This is a genomic window from Streptomyces sp. NPDC002701, from assembly GCF_042889045.1.
Taxonomy (GTDB): domain Bacteria; phylum Actinomycetota; class Actinomycetes; order Streptomycetales; family Streptomycetaceae; genus Streptomyces.
The window spans coordinates 21,166-35,955 of sequence record NZ_JBIAQL010000009.1; the positions used below are offsets into that span (position 1 = coordinate 21,166).

General features: G+C 70.8%; 16 protein-coding genes and 1 riboswitch. Of the genes, 10 read left to right on the top strand and 6 right to left on the bottom strand.

From position 1 onward, the window contains the following. The first annotated feature begins 14 nt into the window (after positions 1–14). From ACFYXC_RS23670 to ACFYXC_RS23695, 6 genes are all read left to right on the top strand, one after another. Complete coding sequence (locus ACFYXC_RS23670) at positions 15–1,262, top strand: Ig-like domain-containing protein (protein WP_389553961.1); 1,248 nt, start codon at positions 15–17, stop codon at positions 1,260–1,262. A gap of 98 nt (positions 1,263–1,360) precedes the next feature. Next, the gene (locus tag ACFYXC_RS23675; protein ID WP_388910896.1) at positions 1,361–2,128 is read left to right on the top strand and encodes an enoyl-CoA hydratase/isomerase family protein; all 768 of its coding nucleotides are present in this window, start codon (positions 1,361–1,363) and stop codon (positions 2,126–2,128) included. Between the two features lie 172 nt (positions 2,129–2,300). Next, the gene (locus ACFYXC_RS23680; protein WP_389553962.1) at positions 2,301–2,804 is read left to right on the top strand and encodes an ATP-binding protein; all 504 of its coding nucleotides are present in this window, start codon (positions 2,301–2,303) and stop codon (positions 2,802–2,804) included. Positions 2,805–2,916: 112 nt separating this feature from the next. Further along, positions 2,917–3,531, top strand: a complete 615-nt coding sequence (locus tag ACFYXC_RS23685; protein ID WP_389553963.1) for an ADP-ribosyltransferase — start codon at positions 2,917–2,919, stop codon at positions 3,529–3,531. Between the two features lie 74 nt (positions 3,532–3,605). Continuing rightward, a complete protein-coding gene (locus tag ACFYXC_RS23690; protein WP_388911475.1) occupies positions 3,606–3,818 on the top strand; it encodes an EF-hand domain-containing protein in 213 nt (70 codons plus the stop codon). Between the two features lie 50 nt (positions 3,819–3,868). After that, positions 3,869–4,636 (top strand): NADPH-dependent F420 reductase, encoded by a 768-nt coding sequence (locus ACFYXC_RS23695; protein ID WP_389553964.1) that lies wholly within the window; start codon positions 3,869–3,871, stop codon positions 4,634–4,636. 12 nt (positions 4,637–4,648) lie between these two features. On the opposite strand, the gene ACFYXC_RS23700 is transcribed toward ACFYXC_RS23695, so the two are convergent. The 6 genes from ACFYXC_RS23700 to gcvT all read right to left on the bottom strand — a co-directional run bounded on the left by ACFYXC_RS23700 (position 4,649) and on the right by gcvT (position 10,359). Beyond that, on the bottom strand, positions 4,649–5,191 hold the full coding sequence (locus ACFYXC_RS23700; protein ID WP_389553965.1) for an MOSC domain-containing protein: 543 nt from the start codon (positions 5,189–5,191) through the stop codon (positions 4,649–4,651). Between the two features lie 10 nt (positions 5,192–5,201). Next, the gene (locus ACFYXC_RS23705) at positions 5,202–5,756 is read right to left on the bottom strand and encodes a glycoside hydrolase family 25 protein (RefSeq protein ID WP_388910913.1); all 555 of its coding nucleotides are present in this window, start codon (positions 5,754–5,756) and stop codon (positions 5,202–5,204) included. 160 nt (positions 5,757–5,916) lie between these two features. Further along, positions 5,917–7,299 (bottom strand): L-serine ammonia-lyase, encoded by a 1,383-nt coding sequence (locus ACFYXC_RS23710; RefSeq protein ID WP_388910916.1) that lies wholly within the window; start codon positions 7,297–7,299, stop codon positions 5,917–5,919. Between the two features lie 122 nt (positions 7,300–7,421). Further along, on the bottom strand, positions 7,422–8,684 hold the full coding sequence (gene glyA / locus ACFYXC_RS23715; RefSeq protein ID WP_388910920.1) for a serine hydroxymethyltransferase: 1,263 nt from the start codon (positions 8,682–8,684) through the stop codon (positions 7,422–7,424). Positions 8,685–8,698: 14 nt separating this feature from the next. After that, positions 8,699–9,076 carry a glycine cleavage system protein GcvH gene (gene gcvH / locus ACFYXC_RS23720; protein ID WP_388910924.1) on the bottom strand — a complete coding sequence of 126 codons (378 nt, stop codon included), beginning with the start codon at positions 9,074–9,076 and terminating at the stop codon, positions 8,699–8,701. Positions 9,077–9,213: 137 nt separating this feature from the next. Beyond that, entirely contained in the window at positions 9,214–10,359 is a 1,146-nt protein-coding gene (gene gcvT, locus ACFYXC_RS23725; RefSeq protein WP_388911479.1) for a glycine cleavage system aminomethyltransferase GcvT, read from the bottom strand. A gap of 145 nt (positions 10,360–10,504) precedes the next feature. Further along, positions 10,505–10,619: riboswitch (glycine riboswitch) on the bottom strand. A 208-nt stretch (positions 10,620–10,827) separates the two neighbouring features. Here gcvT and ACFYXC_RS23730 point away from each other — a divergent pair. The 4 genes from ACFYXC_RS23730 to ACFYXC_RS23745 all read left to right on the top strand — a co-directional run bounded on the left by ACFYXC_RS23730 (position 10,828) and on the right by ACFYXC_RS23745 (position 14,750). After that, positions 10,828–11,496, top strand: a complete 669-nt coding sequence (locus ACFYXC_RS23730; RefSeq protein WP_389553966.1) for an AAA family ATPase — start codon at positions 10,828–10,830, stop codon at positions 11,494–11,496. A gap of 40 nt (positions 11,497–11,536) precedes the next feature. Beyond that, a complete protein-coding gene (locus tag ACFYXC_RS23735; RefSeq protein WP_389553967.1) occupies positions 11,537–12,322 on the top strand; it encodes an enhanced serine sensitivity protein SseB in 786 nt (261 codons plus the stop codon). 253 nt (positions 12,323–12,575) lie between these two features. Continuing rightward, the gene (locus tag ACFYXC_RS23740; RefSeq protein ID WP_388910933.1) at positions 12,576–13,367 is read left to right on the top strand and encodes an enhanced serine sensitivity protein SseB C-terminal domain-containing protein; all 792 of its coding nucleotides are present in this window, start codon (positions 12,576–12,578) and stop codon (positions 13,365–13,367) included. 369 nt (positions 13,368–13,736) lie between these two features. Continuing rightward, entirely contained in the window at positions 13,737–14,750 is a 1,014-nt protein-coding gene (locus tag ACFYXC_RS23745) for an ABC transporter permease (RefSeq protein ID WP_388910936.1), read from the top strand. The last annotated feature ends 40 nt before the right edge of the window (positions 14,751–14,790 follow it).

Consider the following 14,790-nt stretch of genomic DNA (forward strand, 5'->3'; position numbering starts at 1 on the left):
AGGGGAGAACGAACGTGAACGGGCGACCGATATCGGGGGCGTCGGTTGGCGCGCGGACACGAAGGGGCAAGGGGGTCCTGGCACTTGTGCTGGGACTGCTGATGCTCCTCGTGACCGCGTGCGGCGGAGGAGGGGACTCGGATCCCGGGTCCGGATCCACTGGGGGCAAGGACAAGGACGCGAGCCAGGCCGACACCAAGGTGTCGCGGGCGGTCGTGACCATAGCCCCCAAGGACGGCGCGAACGCCGTGAAGACCAGCGGCGCACTGAAGGTGACGGCCGCCAAGGGCAAGCTGACCGAGGTCACGGTCGAGGACACCAAGGGCGACCCGGTCGAGGGGAAGATCACCGACGGGGGCACGAGCTGGACGCCCACCCGGCACCTCGCCGCGTCCACCAGGTACAAGGTCCACGCGGTGGCCAAGGACTCCGAGGGCCGGCAGGCCGCCGAGGAGTCCGCCTTCACCACGCTGACCCCGAAGAACACCTTCGTCGGTATCTTCACGCCCGAGGACGGTTCCAAGGTCGGCGTCGGAATGTCCTTCTCGGTGCGCTTCACCCGGGGCATCACGAAGCCCGAGGACGTCGAGAAGGCGATAGACATCAGGACCGAGCCGGCGGTCGACGTCCAGGGCCACTGGTTCGGCAACGACCGCCTCGACTTCCGGCCCGAGAAGTACTGGAAGCCGGGCACGAAGGTCACCGTCAGGCTGAACCTCGACGGCGTCGAGGGCCGGCCCGGCGTCTACGGCGAGCAGGCCAAGACCGTGAAGTTCACCATAGGCCGCAGCCAGGTCTCCACCGTCGACGTGAAGACCAAGAAGATGACCGTCAAGCGGGACGGCAAGGTCATCAAGACCATCCCGGTGACCACGGGCAAGCCGGGTTACGAGACCTGGAACGGCCAGATGGTCATCACCGAGCGCCTCAGGGTGACCCGCATGAACGGCGAGACGGTCGGCTACGGCGGCGAGTACGACATCAAGGACGTGCCGGACGCGATGCGCCTCACCACGTCGGGCACCTTCCTGCACGGCAACTACTGGGCCGGCGGCGCCTTCGGCAACTACAACGCCAGCCACGGCTGCATCGGCCTGCGCGACCAGCGCGGCGGCGGTGACCGGAGCGCTCCGGCCGCGTGGCTCTTCGATCGCTCGATGATCGGTGACGTGGTGATAGTGAAGAACTCCAACGACCGGACCGTGGCCCCGGACAACGGGCTCAACGGCTGGAACATGTCGTGGGAGAAGTGGACGGCCTGACCGTCGCCGCCCCGCTCCACGACCGTACGGCCCCGGTGTGCTGCTCTGTGACGGAGCACACCGGGGCCGTGGTCGTTAGCCCCCGTTAACCTGCCACCATGACTGTGCATCTCGAAGTCGCCGAAGGCGTCGGCACGATCCGCCTCGACCGTCCGCCCATGAACGCGCTGGACGTCGCCACCCAGGACAGGCTCAAGGAACTCGCCGAGGAGGCCACCCGCCGCGAGGACGTACGCGCGGTGATCCTCTACGGCGGCGAGAAGGTGTTCGCGGCGGGTGCGGACATCAAGGAGATGCAGGCCATGGACCATACGGCGATGGTCGTACGCTCCCGGGCGCTGCAGGACTCCTTCACCGCGGTGACCCGCATCCCGAAACCCGTCGTCGCCGCGGTCACGGGGTACGCGCTGGGCGGCGGCTGCGAGCTGGCGCTCTGCGCCGACTTCAGGATCGCCGCGGACAACGCCAAGCTCGGCCAGCCGGAGATCCTGCTCGGCCTGATCCCGGGCGCGGGCGGCACCCAGCGCCTGTCCCGGCTCATCGGCCCCTCCCGCGCGAAGGACCTCATCTTCACCGGCCGCATGGTCAAGGCCGACGAGGCCCTGTCGCTCGGCCTGGTGGACCGGATCGTGCCCGCCGCCGACGTGTACACCGAGGCGCACGCGTGGGCCGCGAAACTCGCCCAGGGACCGGCGCTCGCGCTGCGCGCCGCCAAGGAGTCCGTCGACGCCGGCCTGGAGACCGACATCGAGACCGGCCTCGCGATCGAGCGCAACTGGTTCGCCGGCCTGTTCGCCACGGAGGACCGGGAGCGGGGGATGCGGAGCTTCGTCGAAGAGGGCCCCGGCAAGGCGAAGTTCCTCTGAGGAGGGCGCTCCCTGTCCCTCGAAGGGGCGGTTTCCGCAGGCTGGGCGGTCCGTTCGAGACGCTCCGATACCTCTGGCATATGCCGTTCGCGGCATGCGGAACGAGTCGCTCCGGAGGGCCTATTCCGCCGGAACGGCCCCGGAGCGGGCCCCCGGCGGCCATGATGGGGGCATGGCGGGGCTGGAGGGTATCGAACAGCCGCGGCGGCACGGGAGTGCGACCGCGGCGCGCTGGTCGCCTGCTGTCGAGGACGAACACGCCCTGAAGGTGCTGGAACTGTTCGGCGACCCCACCGAGGCGGAGGTGCCGCTGCCCTCCCGTCCCGAGTCCGCCGCCACCGCCCGCCGGCTCACCCAGGTCGTGGTGCTCCGCCAGTGGCGGCTCTCGCCGAAGATGACCGAGGACGCGGTGTTACTGGTATCCGAACTCGTGGGCAACGCCGTACGGCACACCGGGGCGCGGGTCTTCGGACTCCGTATGCGGCGCCGGCGGGGATGGATCCGGGTGGAGGTCCGGGATCCCTCGCGGGGGCTGCCCTGTCTGATGCCGGTCCAGGACCTGGACGTCAGCGGCCGTGGCCTCTTCCTCGTCGGCAAACTCTCCGACCGCTGGGGCGTCGACCTGTTGCCTCGCGGCAAGACGACATGGTTCGAGATGCGGGTGGCGGACCGCTAGGCCCCGGAGCGGGAGTTCGGGGGCGGAAAACCCGGCAACCCCGCTTACGGACACGCCGCCGTACGAGTGGCGATCCCCGGCCCGCCCCCGCGGAACCGCGATCGTGCACCGCATGACCACAACCACCCTGCGCCGCCGGGCCGCCGCCGTCGTCCTCTCCCTCTCGGCCGTGTTCGCGACCTCCGCGGCCACGCCCCCCGCCGCCACGCCCGCCGCCGGGCCGGTGACGAAGGCCGCCGCCCCCGCCTGCCCCCAGTTCTACGAGCCGGCCCCCGCCGCGGCCGACCCCCGCGTGGACATCGACCGCATCACCCCCGAACCCGTGTGGCGGACGAGCTGCGGCACGCTCTACCGCAGTGACGGCCGCGGCCCCTCGGTCGTCTTCGAGGAGGGCTTCCACCCCAGGGACGTGGTGAACGGCCAGTACGACATCGAGCAGTACGTCCTGGTCAACCAGCCCTCCCCGTACGTCTCCACGAGCTACGACCACGACCTCTACAAGACGTGGTGGAAGAGCGGCTACAACTACTACATCGACGCCCCGGGCGGGGTGGACGTCAACCGGACCATCGGCGAAAAGCACCGGTGGGCCGAGCAGGTCGAGGTCGCCTTCCCGGGCGGTATCGCACGGCAGTACATCATCGGCGTCTGCCCGGTCGACAAGAAGACCAGGACGGAGATCATGAGCGACTGCGAGAGCAACCCGCACTACGAGCCCTGGCACTGAGGTCGCCGCGCTGCGTGCCGGGCCGGAACGTTAATCTGGCCCCGTCAGTGAAGCACCATGAAGGGGCGGGTCCGGTGGCGGACATCGAGGAAGCACGCAAGGCGTTCGAGCGCATCGACGTGGACGGGGACGGCTACATCACCGCCGCCGAGTTCAAGCGGGCCCTGGCCCAGGGCGGGGACTGGAACGTCACGGAGTCGGTGGCCGAGGCCGTCATCGGAGCCCAGGACCTGAACGGCGACAAGCTGCTCTCGTTCGACGAGTTCTGGTCGCACGTCAACCGGTGACGTGACCCGGCAAGAGGGGCGCTCCCGCGGGACGGGGGCGCCCCTTCTCCATGTCCCGGGCCGGGTTGACCCATCCGGGTAAGGGACGGAATAGCCCTATCCGGGCGGAGGTTGCTACTCCCCGCAGGAGCCATCCACCTCCCGAAGGCGAGTCGGACATGAAGATCGGCATCATCGGAGCAGGCAACATCGGCGGCAACCTCACCCGGCGGCTCACCGCCCTCGGGCACGAGGTGTCCGTCGCCAACTCCCGCGGCCCGCACACGCTCACCGCGCTGGCGCAGGAGACCGGCGCGACCCCCGTCACCGTGGAGGAGGCCCCGCGCGGCGCCGAACTGGTCGTCGTCACGATCCCCCTGAAGGCGGTCCCCGACCTGCCGTCCGGGCTGTTCGACCAGGCGGCGGACGCGGTGGCCGTCGTCGACACCGGCAACTACTACCCGCAGCGGGACGGCAGGATCGCCGGGATCGAGGACGAGGGCCTGACGGAGAGCCGCTGGACGGCCCGGCACCTCGGCCACACCGTCGTCAAGGCGTTCAACGGCACGTCCGCCCAGGACATCCTGGACCGCGCCCGCCCGGCCGGCGCCCCCGACCGCCTCGCCCTCCCGGTGGCGGGCGACGACCCGGCCGCCAAGCAGGTCGTCCGCGCTCTCATCGAGGAACTCGGCTTCGACAGCGTGGACGCGGGCGGCCTCGACGACTCCTGGCGCCAGCAGCCCGGAACCCCCGTCTACGGCCTGCGCGACGGCGTGGAGGGCGTGCGTAAGGCCCTGGCCGAGGCGTCACCGGAGCGCACGCCGGACTTCACGGCGTAGCCTCCCGTCCCCTCAGACGATCTCCAGGGGCAGGTGCGGCCCGTCCGGCAGTTCGGCCTCGACGGGGTCCCCGGGCCGCACCACCCCGCCCGTGACGACGACGCTCATGATCCCGGCCCTGACCCGGGCCCTGCGGTCGGCGCCCGGTCCCACGACCTGCTTCATCAGCCCTTTCCGGAAGGTGTCGATCTGCGCACAGGGATTGCGCAGCCCGGTCACCTCCACCACGGCCTCGTCCCCGAGGTGCAGCAGCGTCCCCGTGGGCAGTCCCAGCAGGTCGATGCCCCGGGTGGTGACGTTCTCCCCGAGCTCCCCGGCCGCGACCTCGAACCCGGCTCCCCGCACCTCGTCGAACAACTCCGCGTGGATGAGGTGCACCTGCCGCAGATTGGGCTGCGAGGGATCCTTCCGCATCCGGAAGCGATGCCTGACGGTGACCCCGGCATGCACATCGCCCTCGACGCCGAGCCCGGCGAGCAACGTGATGCTCTCCCGGTTCGGCTTGGTGAACGCGTACGCCTCGTTGCTGCTCACGGCAGCGACCGTCCCACCCATGCGGCGCAGCCTACGGGGTCGCCCAGTCGCGCAGCGCGGCCTTGCTCGCGAAGTCCGCGACGTTCTTGTCCAGCGGGTCGTCCGTGTACTGGTGGAAGCGCCACTTCGCCTGGATGCGCGGCTTGCCGGACGTCACGTAGTCGGCGATCCAGAGGCCGTCACCCGCGTACGACGTCGTGTCCACATTGAGCCAGTAGTTGCGGTTGCAGTACAGAACGACCCTGTTGTTCGGGCGCAGTGCCTTCACCTTGCGGATGAAGCTGTCCTTCTCGGCGTTGGTCGCGTGGGTGCCGTCGCTCGTCGTCTCCCAGTCGACGGCGAGGATGTCGCCCGCCTTCTCCGGGGCCTTGCTGACGAAGTACTCCGCCTGGGCCGTCAGGTTGCCCGGCCACAGGAAGTGGTAGAAGCCGACCACGCAGCCGGCGTCCCTGGCCCGCTTCGTCTGCGCGCTCAGCTTCGGGTTGACGTAGGTACGGCCCTCCGTGGCCTTGACGAAGACGAAGGACAGGCCCTCGGTGCTGTACGAGGACGACTGGTAGGCGCTGACGTCGATGCCGCGCAACATGGGCGACTCCTTGGTGCGTGGGGGTGCGGAAGTACGGATGGTGCTCATGGGGCCTGTGGGGGGCAACCTCCTTTGTGGTTCCCTCACTTGCTCCGCCCTACCCTCACGCGCGGCACCGCCCCGAAGGCCGCGCCGGAGCACGCGCCCCCGGGACGGGCCGTCAGCACTCGATGATGTTCACCGCGAGCCCGCCCCGGGCCGTCTCCTTGTACTTGACGCTCATGTCGGCGCCGGTGTCCTTCATCGTCTTGATGACCTTGTCCAGGGACACCTTGTGCGAGCCGTCGCCGCGCATGGCCATCTTCGCTGCCGTCACGGCCTTGACCGCGGCCATGCCGTTGCGCTCGATGCAGGGGATCTGGACGAGGCCGCCGACCGGGTCGCAGGTGAGGCCGAGGTTGTGCTCCATGCCGATCTCCGCGGCGTTCTCGACCTGTTCGGGAGATCCGCCGAGCACCTCCGCCAGCGCGCCCGCGGCCATCGAGCAGGCCGAGCCGACCTCGCCCTGGCAGCCGACCTCGGCGCCGCTGATGGAGGCGTTCTCCTTGAAGAGCATGCCGATGGCGCCTGCGGCGAGCAGGAAGCGTACGACCGCGTCCTCCTTCTCGCTCTCGGCGGCGGTGCCCGCCACGAAGTTCACGTAGTAGTGCAGGACCGCCGGGATGATGCCGGCGGCGCCGTTGGTGGGGGCGGTCACGACGCGCCCGCCCGCCGCGTTCTCCTCGTTCACCGCCATCGCGTACAGGGTGATCCACTCCATGGCGTGCGGCAGCGGATCGCCCTCGGCGCGCAGCTGGCGGGCCGACATGGCCGCGCGGCGGCGGACCCGCAGGCCGCCGGGCAGGATGCCCTCGCGGGACATGCCCCGCGCGACGCACGCCTGCATCACCCGCCAGATGGCGAGGAGCCCCTCGCGTATCTCCTCCTCGGTGCGCCAGGCCCGCTCGTTCTCCAGCATCAGCGCGGAGATGGACAGGCCCGTCTCCCTCGTCAGCCGCAGCAGCTCGTCGCCCGTGCGGAAGGGGTACTTCAGGACCGTGTCGTCCAGCTTGATGCGGTCGGCGCCCATCGCGTCCTCGTCGACGACGAAGCCGCCGCCCACCGAGTAGTACGTCTTGGACAGCACCTCGGCGCCCGACGCGTCGTACGCCCACAGCGTCATGCCGTTCGCGTGGTACGGCAGTGCCTTGCGGCGGTGCAGCACCAGGTCGTCGTCGAAGGAGAAGTCGATCTCGTGTTCACCGAGCAGGTCGAGGCGGCCCGACGACCTGATCCTTTCGACCCGCTCGTCGGCGCCCTCGACGTCCACCGTGCGGGGCGAGGCGCCCTCCAGGCCGAGCAGCACCGCCTTGGGCGTCCCGTGGCCGTGTCCGGTGGCGCCCAGGGAGCCGTACAGCTCCGCGCGGACCGAGGTCACGGGGGTCAGCAGATCCTCGTTGCGCAGGCGGTGCGCGAACATGCGTGCCGCGCGCATCGGGCCGACCGTGTGGGAGCTGGACGGGCCGATGCCGATCGAGAACAGGTCGAAGACCGAGATGGCCACGGGAACTCCTCAAAGCAGGGCAAAGCGGGGTGGAGCGGGCGGGCGGTACGGCCCCGGCGGGGTACCGCGCGCACCTCCCAGTGTGCGCGGTACCCCCTGTGACGGGTCAGGACGGAACGGTTCTACCGGCCCAGACCGGGGTACAGCGGGTGCTTGTCGGCCAGGGCGGTCACCCGGGCCTTGAGCGCCGCCGCGTCGTGCACCGGCTTGAGGGTCTGCGCGATGACGTCCGCGACCTCGGTGAAGTCCTCGGCCGTGAAGCCGCGGGTCGCGAGCGCCGGGGTACCGATCCGCAGGCCCGAGGTCACCATGGGCGGCCTGGGGTCGTTCGGGACGGCGTTGCGGTTGACCGTGATGCCGACCTCGTGGAGCCGGTCCTCGGCCTGCTGTCCGTCCAGCTCGGACTCGCGCAGGTCGACCAGGATGAGGTGCACGTCGGTGCCGCCGGACAGGACGTTCACCCCGGCCTCGCGGGCGTCCGGCGCGGTGAGCCGCTCGGCGAGGATGCGGGCGCCGTCGACGGTACGGACCTGGCGCTCCTTGAACTCCTCCGAGGCGGCGACCTTGAAGGAGACCGCCTTGGCCGCGATCACGTGCTCCAGGGGGCCGCCCTGGAAGCCCGGGAAGACGGACGAGTTCAGCTTCTTGGCGAAGACCTTCCTGGCGAGGATGATCCCGCCGCGCGGCCCGCCGAGCGTCTTGTGGGTGGTGGAGGTGACGACGTCGGCGTACTCCACCGGGTTCGGGTGGAGGCCGGCCGCGACGAGGCCCGCGAAGTGCGCCATGTCGACCCACAGGTAGGCGTCGACCTCGTCGGCGATCCGGCGGAACTCGGCGAAGTCCAGCTGCCGCGGGTACGCCGACCAGCCCGCGATGATCACCTTCGGGCGGTGCTCCTTGGCGAGCCGCTCGACCTCGGCCATGTCGACCAGGCCGGCGTCGTCGACGTGGTAGGCGACCACGTCGAACTGCTTGCCGGAGAAGTTGAGGCGCATCCCGTGGGTCAGGTGGCCGCCGTGGGCCAGGTCCAGGCCGAGGATGGTGTCGCCGGGCTGGGCCAGCGCGAAGAGCGCGGCCTGGTTGGCGGAGGCGCCCGAGTGCGGCTGCACGTTGGCGTACTCGGCGCCGAACAGCTCCTTGACCCGGTCGATCGCGATCTGCTCGGCGACGTCGACGTGCTCGCAGCCGCCGTAGTAGCGGCGGCCCGGGTATCCCTCGGCGTACTTGTTGGTGAGGACCGAGCCCTGGGCCTCCATGACCGCGACCGGGGCGAAGTTCTCCGAGGCGATCATCTCCAGCGTGGACTGCTGGCGGTGCAGCTCGGCGTCGAGGGCGGCGGCGACGTCCGGGTCGAGTTCGTGCAGGGGTGTGTTCAGAAGCGTCATCAGGTCAGGCGTCCTCAGGATCCGGAGAATTCGGCGTACTCGTCGGCGGAGAGCAGGTCCTTCGGCTCGTCCGCCACCCGCACCCTGAACAGCCAGCCGCCCTCGAAGGGGGCGGTGTTCACCAGCGCGGGGTCCTCCACGACGTCCTGGTTGATCTCGGTGATCTCACCGGAGACGGGGGAGTACAGGTCGCTCACCGACTTGGTCGACTCCAGCTCGCCGCAGGTCTCGCCCGCGGTCACCGTGTCACCGACCTCGGGGAGCTGGACGTACACGACGTCGCCGAGCGCGTTGGCCGCGTGCTCGGTGATGCCGACCGTCGAGACGCCGTCCTCGGCGCCCGACAGCCACTCGTGCTCCTTGCTGTAGCGCAGCTGCTGGGGATTGCTCATGGCCTGAATTCTCCTGTACGCGGGGAAGGGCTGATGCGGGGGGACCGATGGGGGCCGGGCAGTGTGCCCGAGGTCACGGGGTGTCTCACTGCTGACACCGGCGGACCGGTGCTACGTCCGGCACGCCGGGGCCGGTGTCACTTCTGGCGCTTGTAGAACGGCAGCGCCACGACCTCGTACGGCTCGTGGCTGCCCCGGATGTCCACGCCGACCCCGGCGCTGCCGGGCGCCGCGTGCTCCGCGTCGACGTACGCCATCGCGATCGGCCTGCCGAGCGTCGGGGAGGGCGCGCCGGAGGTGACCTCGCCGACGACCTTGCCGCCGGCGACGACGGGGTACCCGGCGCGCGGGACCCGGCGGCCCTCGGCGACCAGGCCGACGAGGACCCGCGGGGGCTTCGACTCGGCGCGGGCGGCGGCCTCGGACAGCGCCCGGCGCCCCACGAAGTCGCCCTCCTTCTCGAACTTCACGACCCGGCCGAGCCCCGCGTCGAACGGGGTGAGCGAGGTGGTCAGCTCGTGCCCGTACAGCGGCATGCCGGCCTCCAGGCGCAGGGTGTCCCGGCAGGAGAGTCCGCAGGGGACGAGTCCGGCGGGGGCCCCTGCCCCGGTCAGCGCCTGCCACAGCTTCTCGGCGTCGGCGGGGGCCACGAACAGCTCGAAGCCGTCCTCGCCGGTGTAGCCGGTGCGCGCGATCAGGGCCGGGACCCCGGCGACCGTGCCGGGCAGGCCCGCGTAGTACTTCAGCCCGTCCAGGTCGGCGTCGGTGAGGGACTTCAGGATGCCGGGGGACTCCGGTCCCTGTACGGCGAGCAGGGCGTAGGCGTCCCGGTCGTCGCGCACCTCGGCGTCGAAGCCCGTGGCGCGCTCCGTGACGGCGTCCAGGACGACCTGGGCGTTGGAGGCGTTCGCCACGATCAGGTACTCGGTGTCGGCGAGGCGGTAGACGATCAGGTCGTCGAGGATGCCGCCGTCGGCCCGGCAGATCATGGTGTAGCGGGCGCGGCCGGTCTTCACACCGCCGATGTTGCCGACCAGCGCGTGGTCGAGGAGGGCCGCGGCCTGCGGCCCGCTGACGGTGATCTCGCCCATGTGGGAGAGGTCGAAGAGACCGGCCCGGGTGCGGACGGCGAGGTGCTCGTCGCGCTCGGAGCCGTACCGCAGGGGCATGTCCCAGCCCGCGAAGTCGGTCATCGTGGCGCCGAGCGAGCGATGCAGGGCATCGAGCGCCGTACGGCGCGGTCCGGCGGGGGCGTTGCTGCTCACGGTGGGCTCCCAGGGCATGACGGCGATGTCGTTCCTCCCCATCTGTCATCGATAACCTGAGAGGTTCGCCGCGGCCACCGGTCGAGCGCGGTGGTCACTGACTTGCACCTTGGGTGGAGCCGACGTCCTGGCTGGCAGGGGACGGCCCGCTTTTCAGATGTGCCTCGCCCGCGCGGTAACGGGGCCTGAGAGATTCAAGGGAGGGACTTGCTCCTTCGGCGCCCGGGAACCCGTACACCTGCGTGTACGTCTTCCCGGAACTCTCCCGCGCGGATTCAAGCGGCCGGTATGCAGTTGGCGGGCACATCATTGCACGCGTCGGCCGCACAGGGGGCGCGTGGTGTCCGGACAGGGGGCGGACGGGTTCACGGACATCTGTGACGGGGCTGTGGCAGGACAAGAACGAAAACGAGGGGACCAGCGCATTACCTTCTCTTTACACTCGACGGGGATGGGTCTCCCGACCCCATGGGGAGGACGATCAGGGTGAACAGGACCACGGCGTACGCGACCGGCACGGGCATCGCGGTGCCCGAGCAGCCCCCCGCCCCGGCCAGGGAGGCGTGCGACCCGCTTCCGGTGCCCGTCGTCCGCGACCTGCGGGAGCGCGCGGGTCACAGCCCGCACGGCCTGCGCTTCGGGGCGGCCGACCTCGTGGTGGTCACGGGACTGCCGGGCAGCGGCAAGTCGACCCTGATGCGCCGGGCGGTGACCGGCCGCCGCATCGACTCCCAGGACACCCGTGACCGCTGGGACGGCCGCCTCGCCCGCTTCCTGCCGTACGCGGTCTACCGGCCCCTCGTCCGCGCCGCGCACTACGCGGGCCTGCGCCGGGCCCTGCGCTCCGGCGAGGGCGTCGTCGTGCACGACTGCGGCACGCAGGCGTGGGTGCGCAGCTGGCTCGCCCGGGACGCCCGCAGGCGCGGCGGCACCCTGCACCTGCTGCTCCTCGACGTCGATCCCGGCACGGCGCTCGACGGCCAGCGCGAGCGGGGCCGCGGCGTCTCGCGGTACGCGTTCGCGCGCCACCGAGGCGCGGTCGCCCGGCTGCTGCGCTCTGTGGAGAAGGGCGACCTCCCCGAGGGCTGCGGTTCGGCGGTGCTCGTCGACCGGGCCGCGGCCGACGTCCTGCGGCGCATCGACTTCGGCGACTAACCTCGTCCACCGCACACGGCGGTTGGAGCAGGCGGTGGTCATGGATTTCCCGGCACACGACATTCCGGCACAGGCACACCCCCACACGGGGTGGCCGGGCAACGAGCTGGAGGAGGTGCTCGCCGCCTCCCTGGGGCTTCCCCCCTCGCCCTCGACGGGCGCCCGGATCGTGGAGACCGTCGGGCGCAGTTTCCTGTGGGTGCCGCTGCCCGAGGGGGGCGGCCCGCACAGCGGCCCGCTCGACCTGCCCACGATCGAGCTCGGCGGGCAGGCGTACGTGCCGGTCTTCACCTCCGAGCAGCAGTTCCGGCAGGTCGTCGGCGACCACATGGCGTACACGGTGGCACCCGCCGTCGAGTTCGCGCGCGGTCTGCCGCCCCAGGTGGGCATCGCGCTGAACCCGGGCGGCACGGTCGGGGTGCCGCTGCCCCCGCCGGCCGTCGCCGAGCTGTGCCGGGCCGGGCGGACCGAACTGGACGGACCCGCGAGCGGCGGCCGGGTCCGGCTCTTCCAGCCCGACTGGCAGGACGACCCGGTGGACTTCCTGGCCGCGGCCTCCGCGGAGTTCGACACGGCCGGCATCGTGCTGAGCGCCCGGCGCTGTCTGGCGAGCATCGAGGGCGGCGACACGGTGATGTTCGTCGGCATCGAGACGGCCCACTGGGACGAGAGCGCTCGCACCCTCCCGCTCGACGCCCTGGGCCGGGCGCTGGGCCGGGTCCCCGTCGCCCACCCGGTGAGCCTGGTCTTCCTGGACGTGGCCCAGGATCCGGTCGCCGACTGGCTCCGCGACAAGGTCCGCCCTTTCTACACCCGAGCCTTCTGAGGGAGCCCGTTACGGGGCGCGCCCCGTAACGGGGCGCGGGGAACGGCGCGGCCGGCCACACACGGCCCGCACCCGACGACGCACAGAGAGTCCCGAGCTCGAAACACCGAACCCGGCGGAGCGCAACGGTGCTGTCGGGATCGCCACTTAAGCTGGTTTCATGGCTCGGTCGGGGTGGTGCGATGTTCAAGCGAATGCGGCCCCCGCCGAAGGGAACCCGTATGTCAGGGATGTCGCGAAGGGGCGGTAGAAGGTGAGCGCGTCGGGCACGGCCGCGGCCGGGCAGGTCGAGCACATGCTGCGCCAGGTGACGCCCGGGCGTTACGACGCCTACGAGGCGCTCCTGCGCGCCCTCGCGACCCCGTCGTCCGGCCAGGTCTGGATGCTGCTCTGGCACGGCCAGGGCGGGTCGCCCGACGCCCAGTACGGAAACATGGAGGTCGACGGCTTCGGCTACGCGCCCTGTGTGACCTCCGCGCAGGAGCTCTCGGCCAGCGGCTGGAACCGGTCGTACGAGGTGGTCGACGGGCTCGACGTGGCCCGCACCCTCTACCCCGACCACTTCGGCCTCTGGCTGAACCCGCACGCGCCGGGCGGCGGCGTCGGCATTCCCTGGCTGGACCTGCGCCGCATCGCCACCGGCCTCGAGCGCCAGCCCGCGGGTCCGCTGCGGCTGTCCGAGCCGGGCATCGAGATCCCGCAGTTCTACGCCCTGCTCACCCAGAACGCGCACCGGACGGCCGCCGTCCGCTCGCTGCGCCGCGCCTGGGTGCAGCCCGCGCTCGGAGCGCCGTACCTCGCCATCGGGCTCGACGTGTACGACACCAGCCCGCCGGCCGTGGACTCGGTGCGGGCGATGATGCAGCAGTCCATCGGCGCGGTGCCGGACGGTCTGCCGGTGTCCACGGTGGCGATGTCGGACGAGTACGACCCGGTGGCCCTGTGGCTGCGTGCCAACGCCCGGCCGTTCTACGACCGGGAGGCGCACGCGGCGCCCGTCCAGGCGCCCGCGGCAGGCGGTTACGGGTTCCCCGGCACGTACTGAGATGATCCGGGTGGACGGAGTCCCGTCGGCGCGCCCGGTGGAGTCCAGCCAGTGGAGCAACTGGCCTCACACCCGTACCGCGACCGGGCGGAATGTCCCGATCTACGCGGGTAAATGGGCTGCGAGGCCCCTTTCGCCCCAAGTGTCATGTGTCCGACCGCCGTTACCCGGCGTTCGGATAACGGAACCCTCCTGACGGCATCACGGTTGCGCATCCATTCACCGTCAGGTCTGGCTTCAGATCACCGAGGCGTTGAAGACTCCCCGTCCAGGGGGTTTAAACCTCCAGATGTGTACGACGGACTGATCACGCCGCTACCGCGGCAAGCGTGGGCCGGCTACCGCCGGTTGAGAGGGGTCCCTGCCACGATGACGGCACCATTGCACGAGCCGACGGCCGAAGCCGCACCCAGCGCGGCCGAAGAGGCGGCGCTCGTTGCCGGCTCCGCCGAGGCGAAGGCGGTACAAGGACGTTCCCTCGGCCGCATCGCCTGGGAGCGCCTGAAGAGGGACAAGCTGGCCCTGACGGGCGGCGTCGTCGTACTCGTGCTGATCGCGATCGCGCTGCTCGCCCCCGTGATCACGAACCTGGTCGGACAGGACCCCGAGACGCACCACGAGGACCTGATCGACCCGCTCTTCTCGACCCCCACCGGATCCTTCGGCGGCATCAGCGGGGACCACCTCCTCGGTGTCGAGCCCGTCAGCGGACGCGACATCTTCGCCCGGATCGTCTACGGGGCCCGGATCTCCCTGCTGGTCGGCTTCCTGTCGGCCCTGGTGGCCGTGGTGCTCGGCACGATCCTCGGCGTCCTCGCCGGCTACTTCGGCGGCTGGGTCGACGCGGCCATCAGCCGGGTGATGGACGGCCTGCTGGCCTTCCCGCAGCTGCTCTTCATCATCGCGCTGGTCTCGGTCATGCCGAACGAGATGCTGGGCCTGACCGGCACGGGCGTGCGCCTGTTCGTCATGATCCTGGTGATCGGCTTCTTCGGGTGGCCCTACGTCGGGCGCGTGGTGCGCGGCCAGACGCTCTCGCTGCGTGAACGCGAGTACGTCGAGGCCGCGCGCAGCCTGGGAGCCGGCCGGTTCTACATCCTGTTCAAGGAGCTGCTGCCCAACCTGGTCGCGCCGATCATCGTCTACACGACGATGATGATCCCGACCAACATCCTGACCGAGGCGGCGCTCAGCTTCCTGGGCGTCGGCGTCAAGCCCCCCACCGCCTCGTGGGGGCAGATGCTCTCCTCCGCGATCGACTACTACGACTCGGATCCCATGTACATGGTGATCCCGGGTGTGGCGATCTTCATCACCGTGCTCTCCTTCAACCTCTTCGGCGACGGCGTACGCGATGCGCTCGACCCGAAGGGCTCCCGCTGAACTGCCGTACCCCCAAGGGCCTGTCGTCCGTCGACGGGCC

What these genes read in the sequence shown, in the direction of transcription:
- glyA (WP_388910920.1), bottom strand. Translation starts at nt 8,684, where the DNA reads ATGACGCTTCTGAACACACCCCTGCACGAACTCGACCCGGACGTCGCC.
- ACFYXC_RS23705 (WP_388910913.1), bottom strand. Translation starts at nt 5,756, where the DNA reads ATGTTGCGCGGCATCGACGTCAGCGCCTACCAGTCGTCCTCGTACAGC.
- ACFYXC_RS23700 (WP_389553965.1), bottom strand. Translation starts at nt 5,191, where the DNA reads ATGGGTGGGACGGTCGCTGCCGTGAGCAGCAACGAGGCGTACGCGTTC.
- gcvH (WP_388910924.1), bottom strand. Translation starts at nt 9,076, where the DNA reads ATGAGCAATCCCCAGCAGCTGCGCTACAGCAAGGAGCACGAGTGGCTG.
- ACFYXC_RS23735 (WP_389553967.1), top strand. Translation starts at nt 11,537, where the DNA reads ATGGATTTCCCGGCACACGACATTCCGGCACAGGCACACCCCCACACG.
- ACFYXC_RS23680 (WP_389553962.1), top strand. Translation starts at nt 2,301, where the DNA reads ATGGCGGGGCTGGAGGGTATCGAACAGCCGCGGCGGCACGGGAGTGCG.
- ACFYXC_RS23695 (WP_389553964.1), top strand. Translation starts at nt 3,869, where the DNA reads ATGTCCCGGGCCGGGTTGACCCATCCGGGTAAGGGACGGAATAGCCCT.
- ACFYXC_RS23675 (WP_388910896.1), top strand. Translation starts at nt 1,361, where the DNA reads ATGACTGTGCATCTCGAAGTCGCCGAAGGCGTCGGCACGATCCGCCTC.
- gcvT (WP_388911479.1), bottom strand. Translation starts at nt 10,359, where the DNA reads ATGCCCTGGGAGCCCACCGTGAGCAGCAACGCCCCCGCCGGACCGCGC.
- ACFYXC_RS23745 (WP_388910936.1), top strand. Translation starts at nt 13,737, where the DNA reads ATGACGGCACCATTGCACGAGCCGACGGCCGAAGCCGCACCCAGCGCG.
- ACFYXC_RS23685 (WP_389553963.1), top strand. Translation starts at nt 2,917, where the DNA reads ATGACCACAACCACCCTGCGCCGCCGGGCCGCCGCCGTCGTCCTCTCC.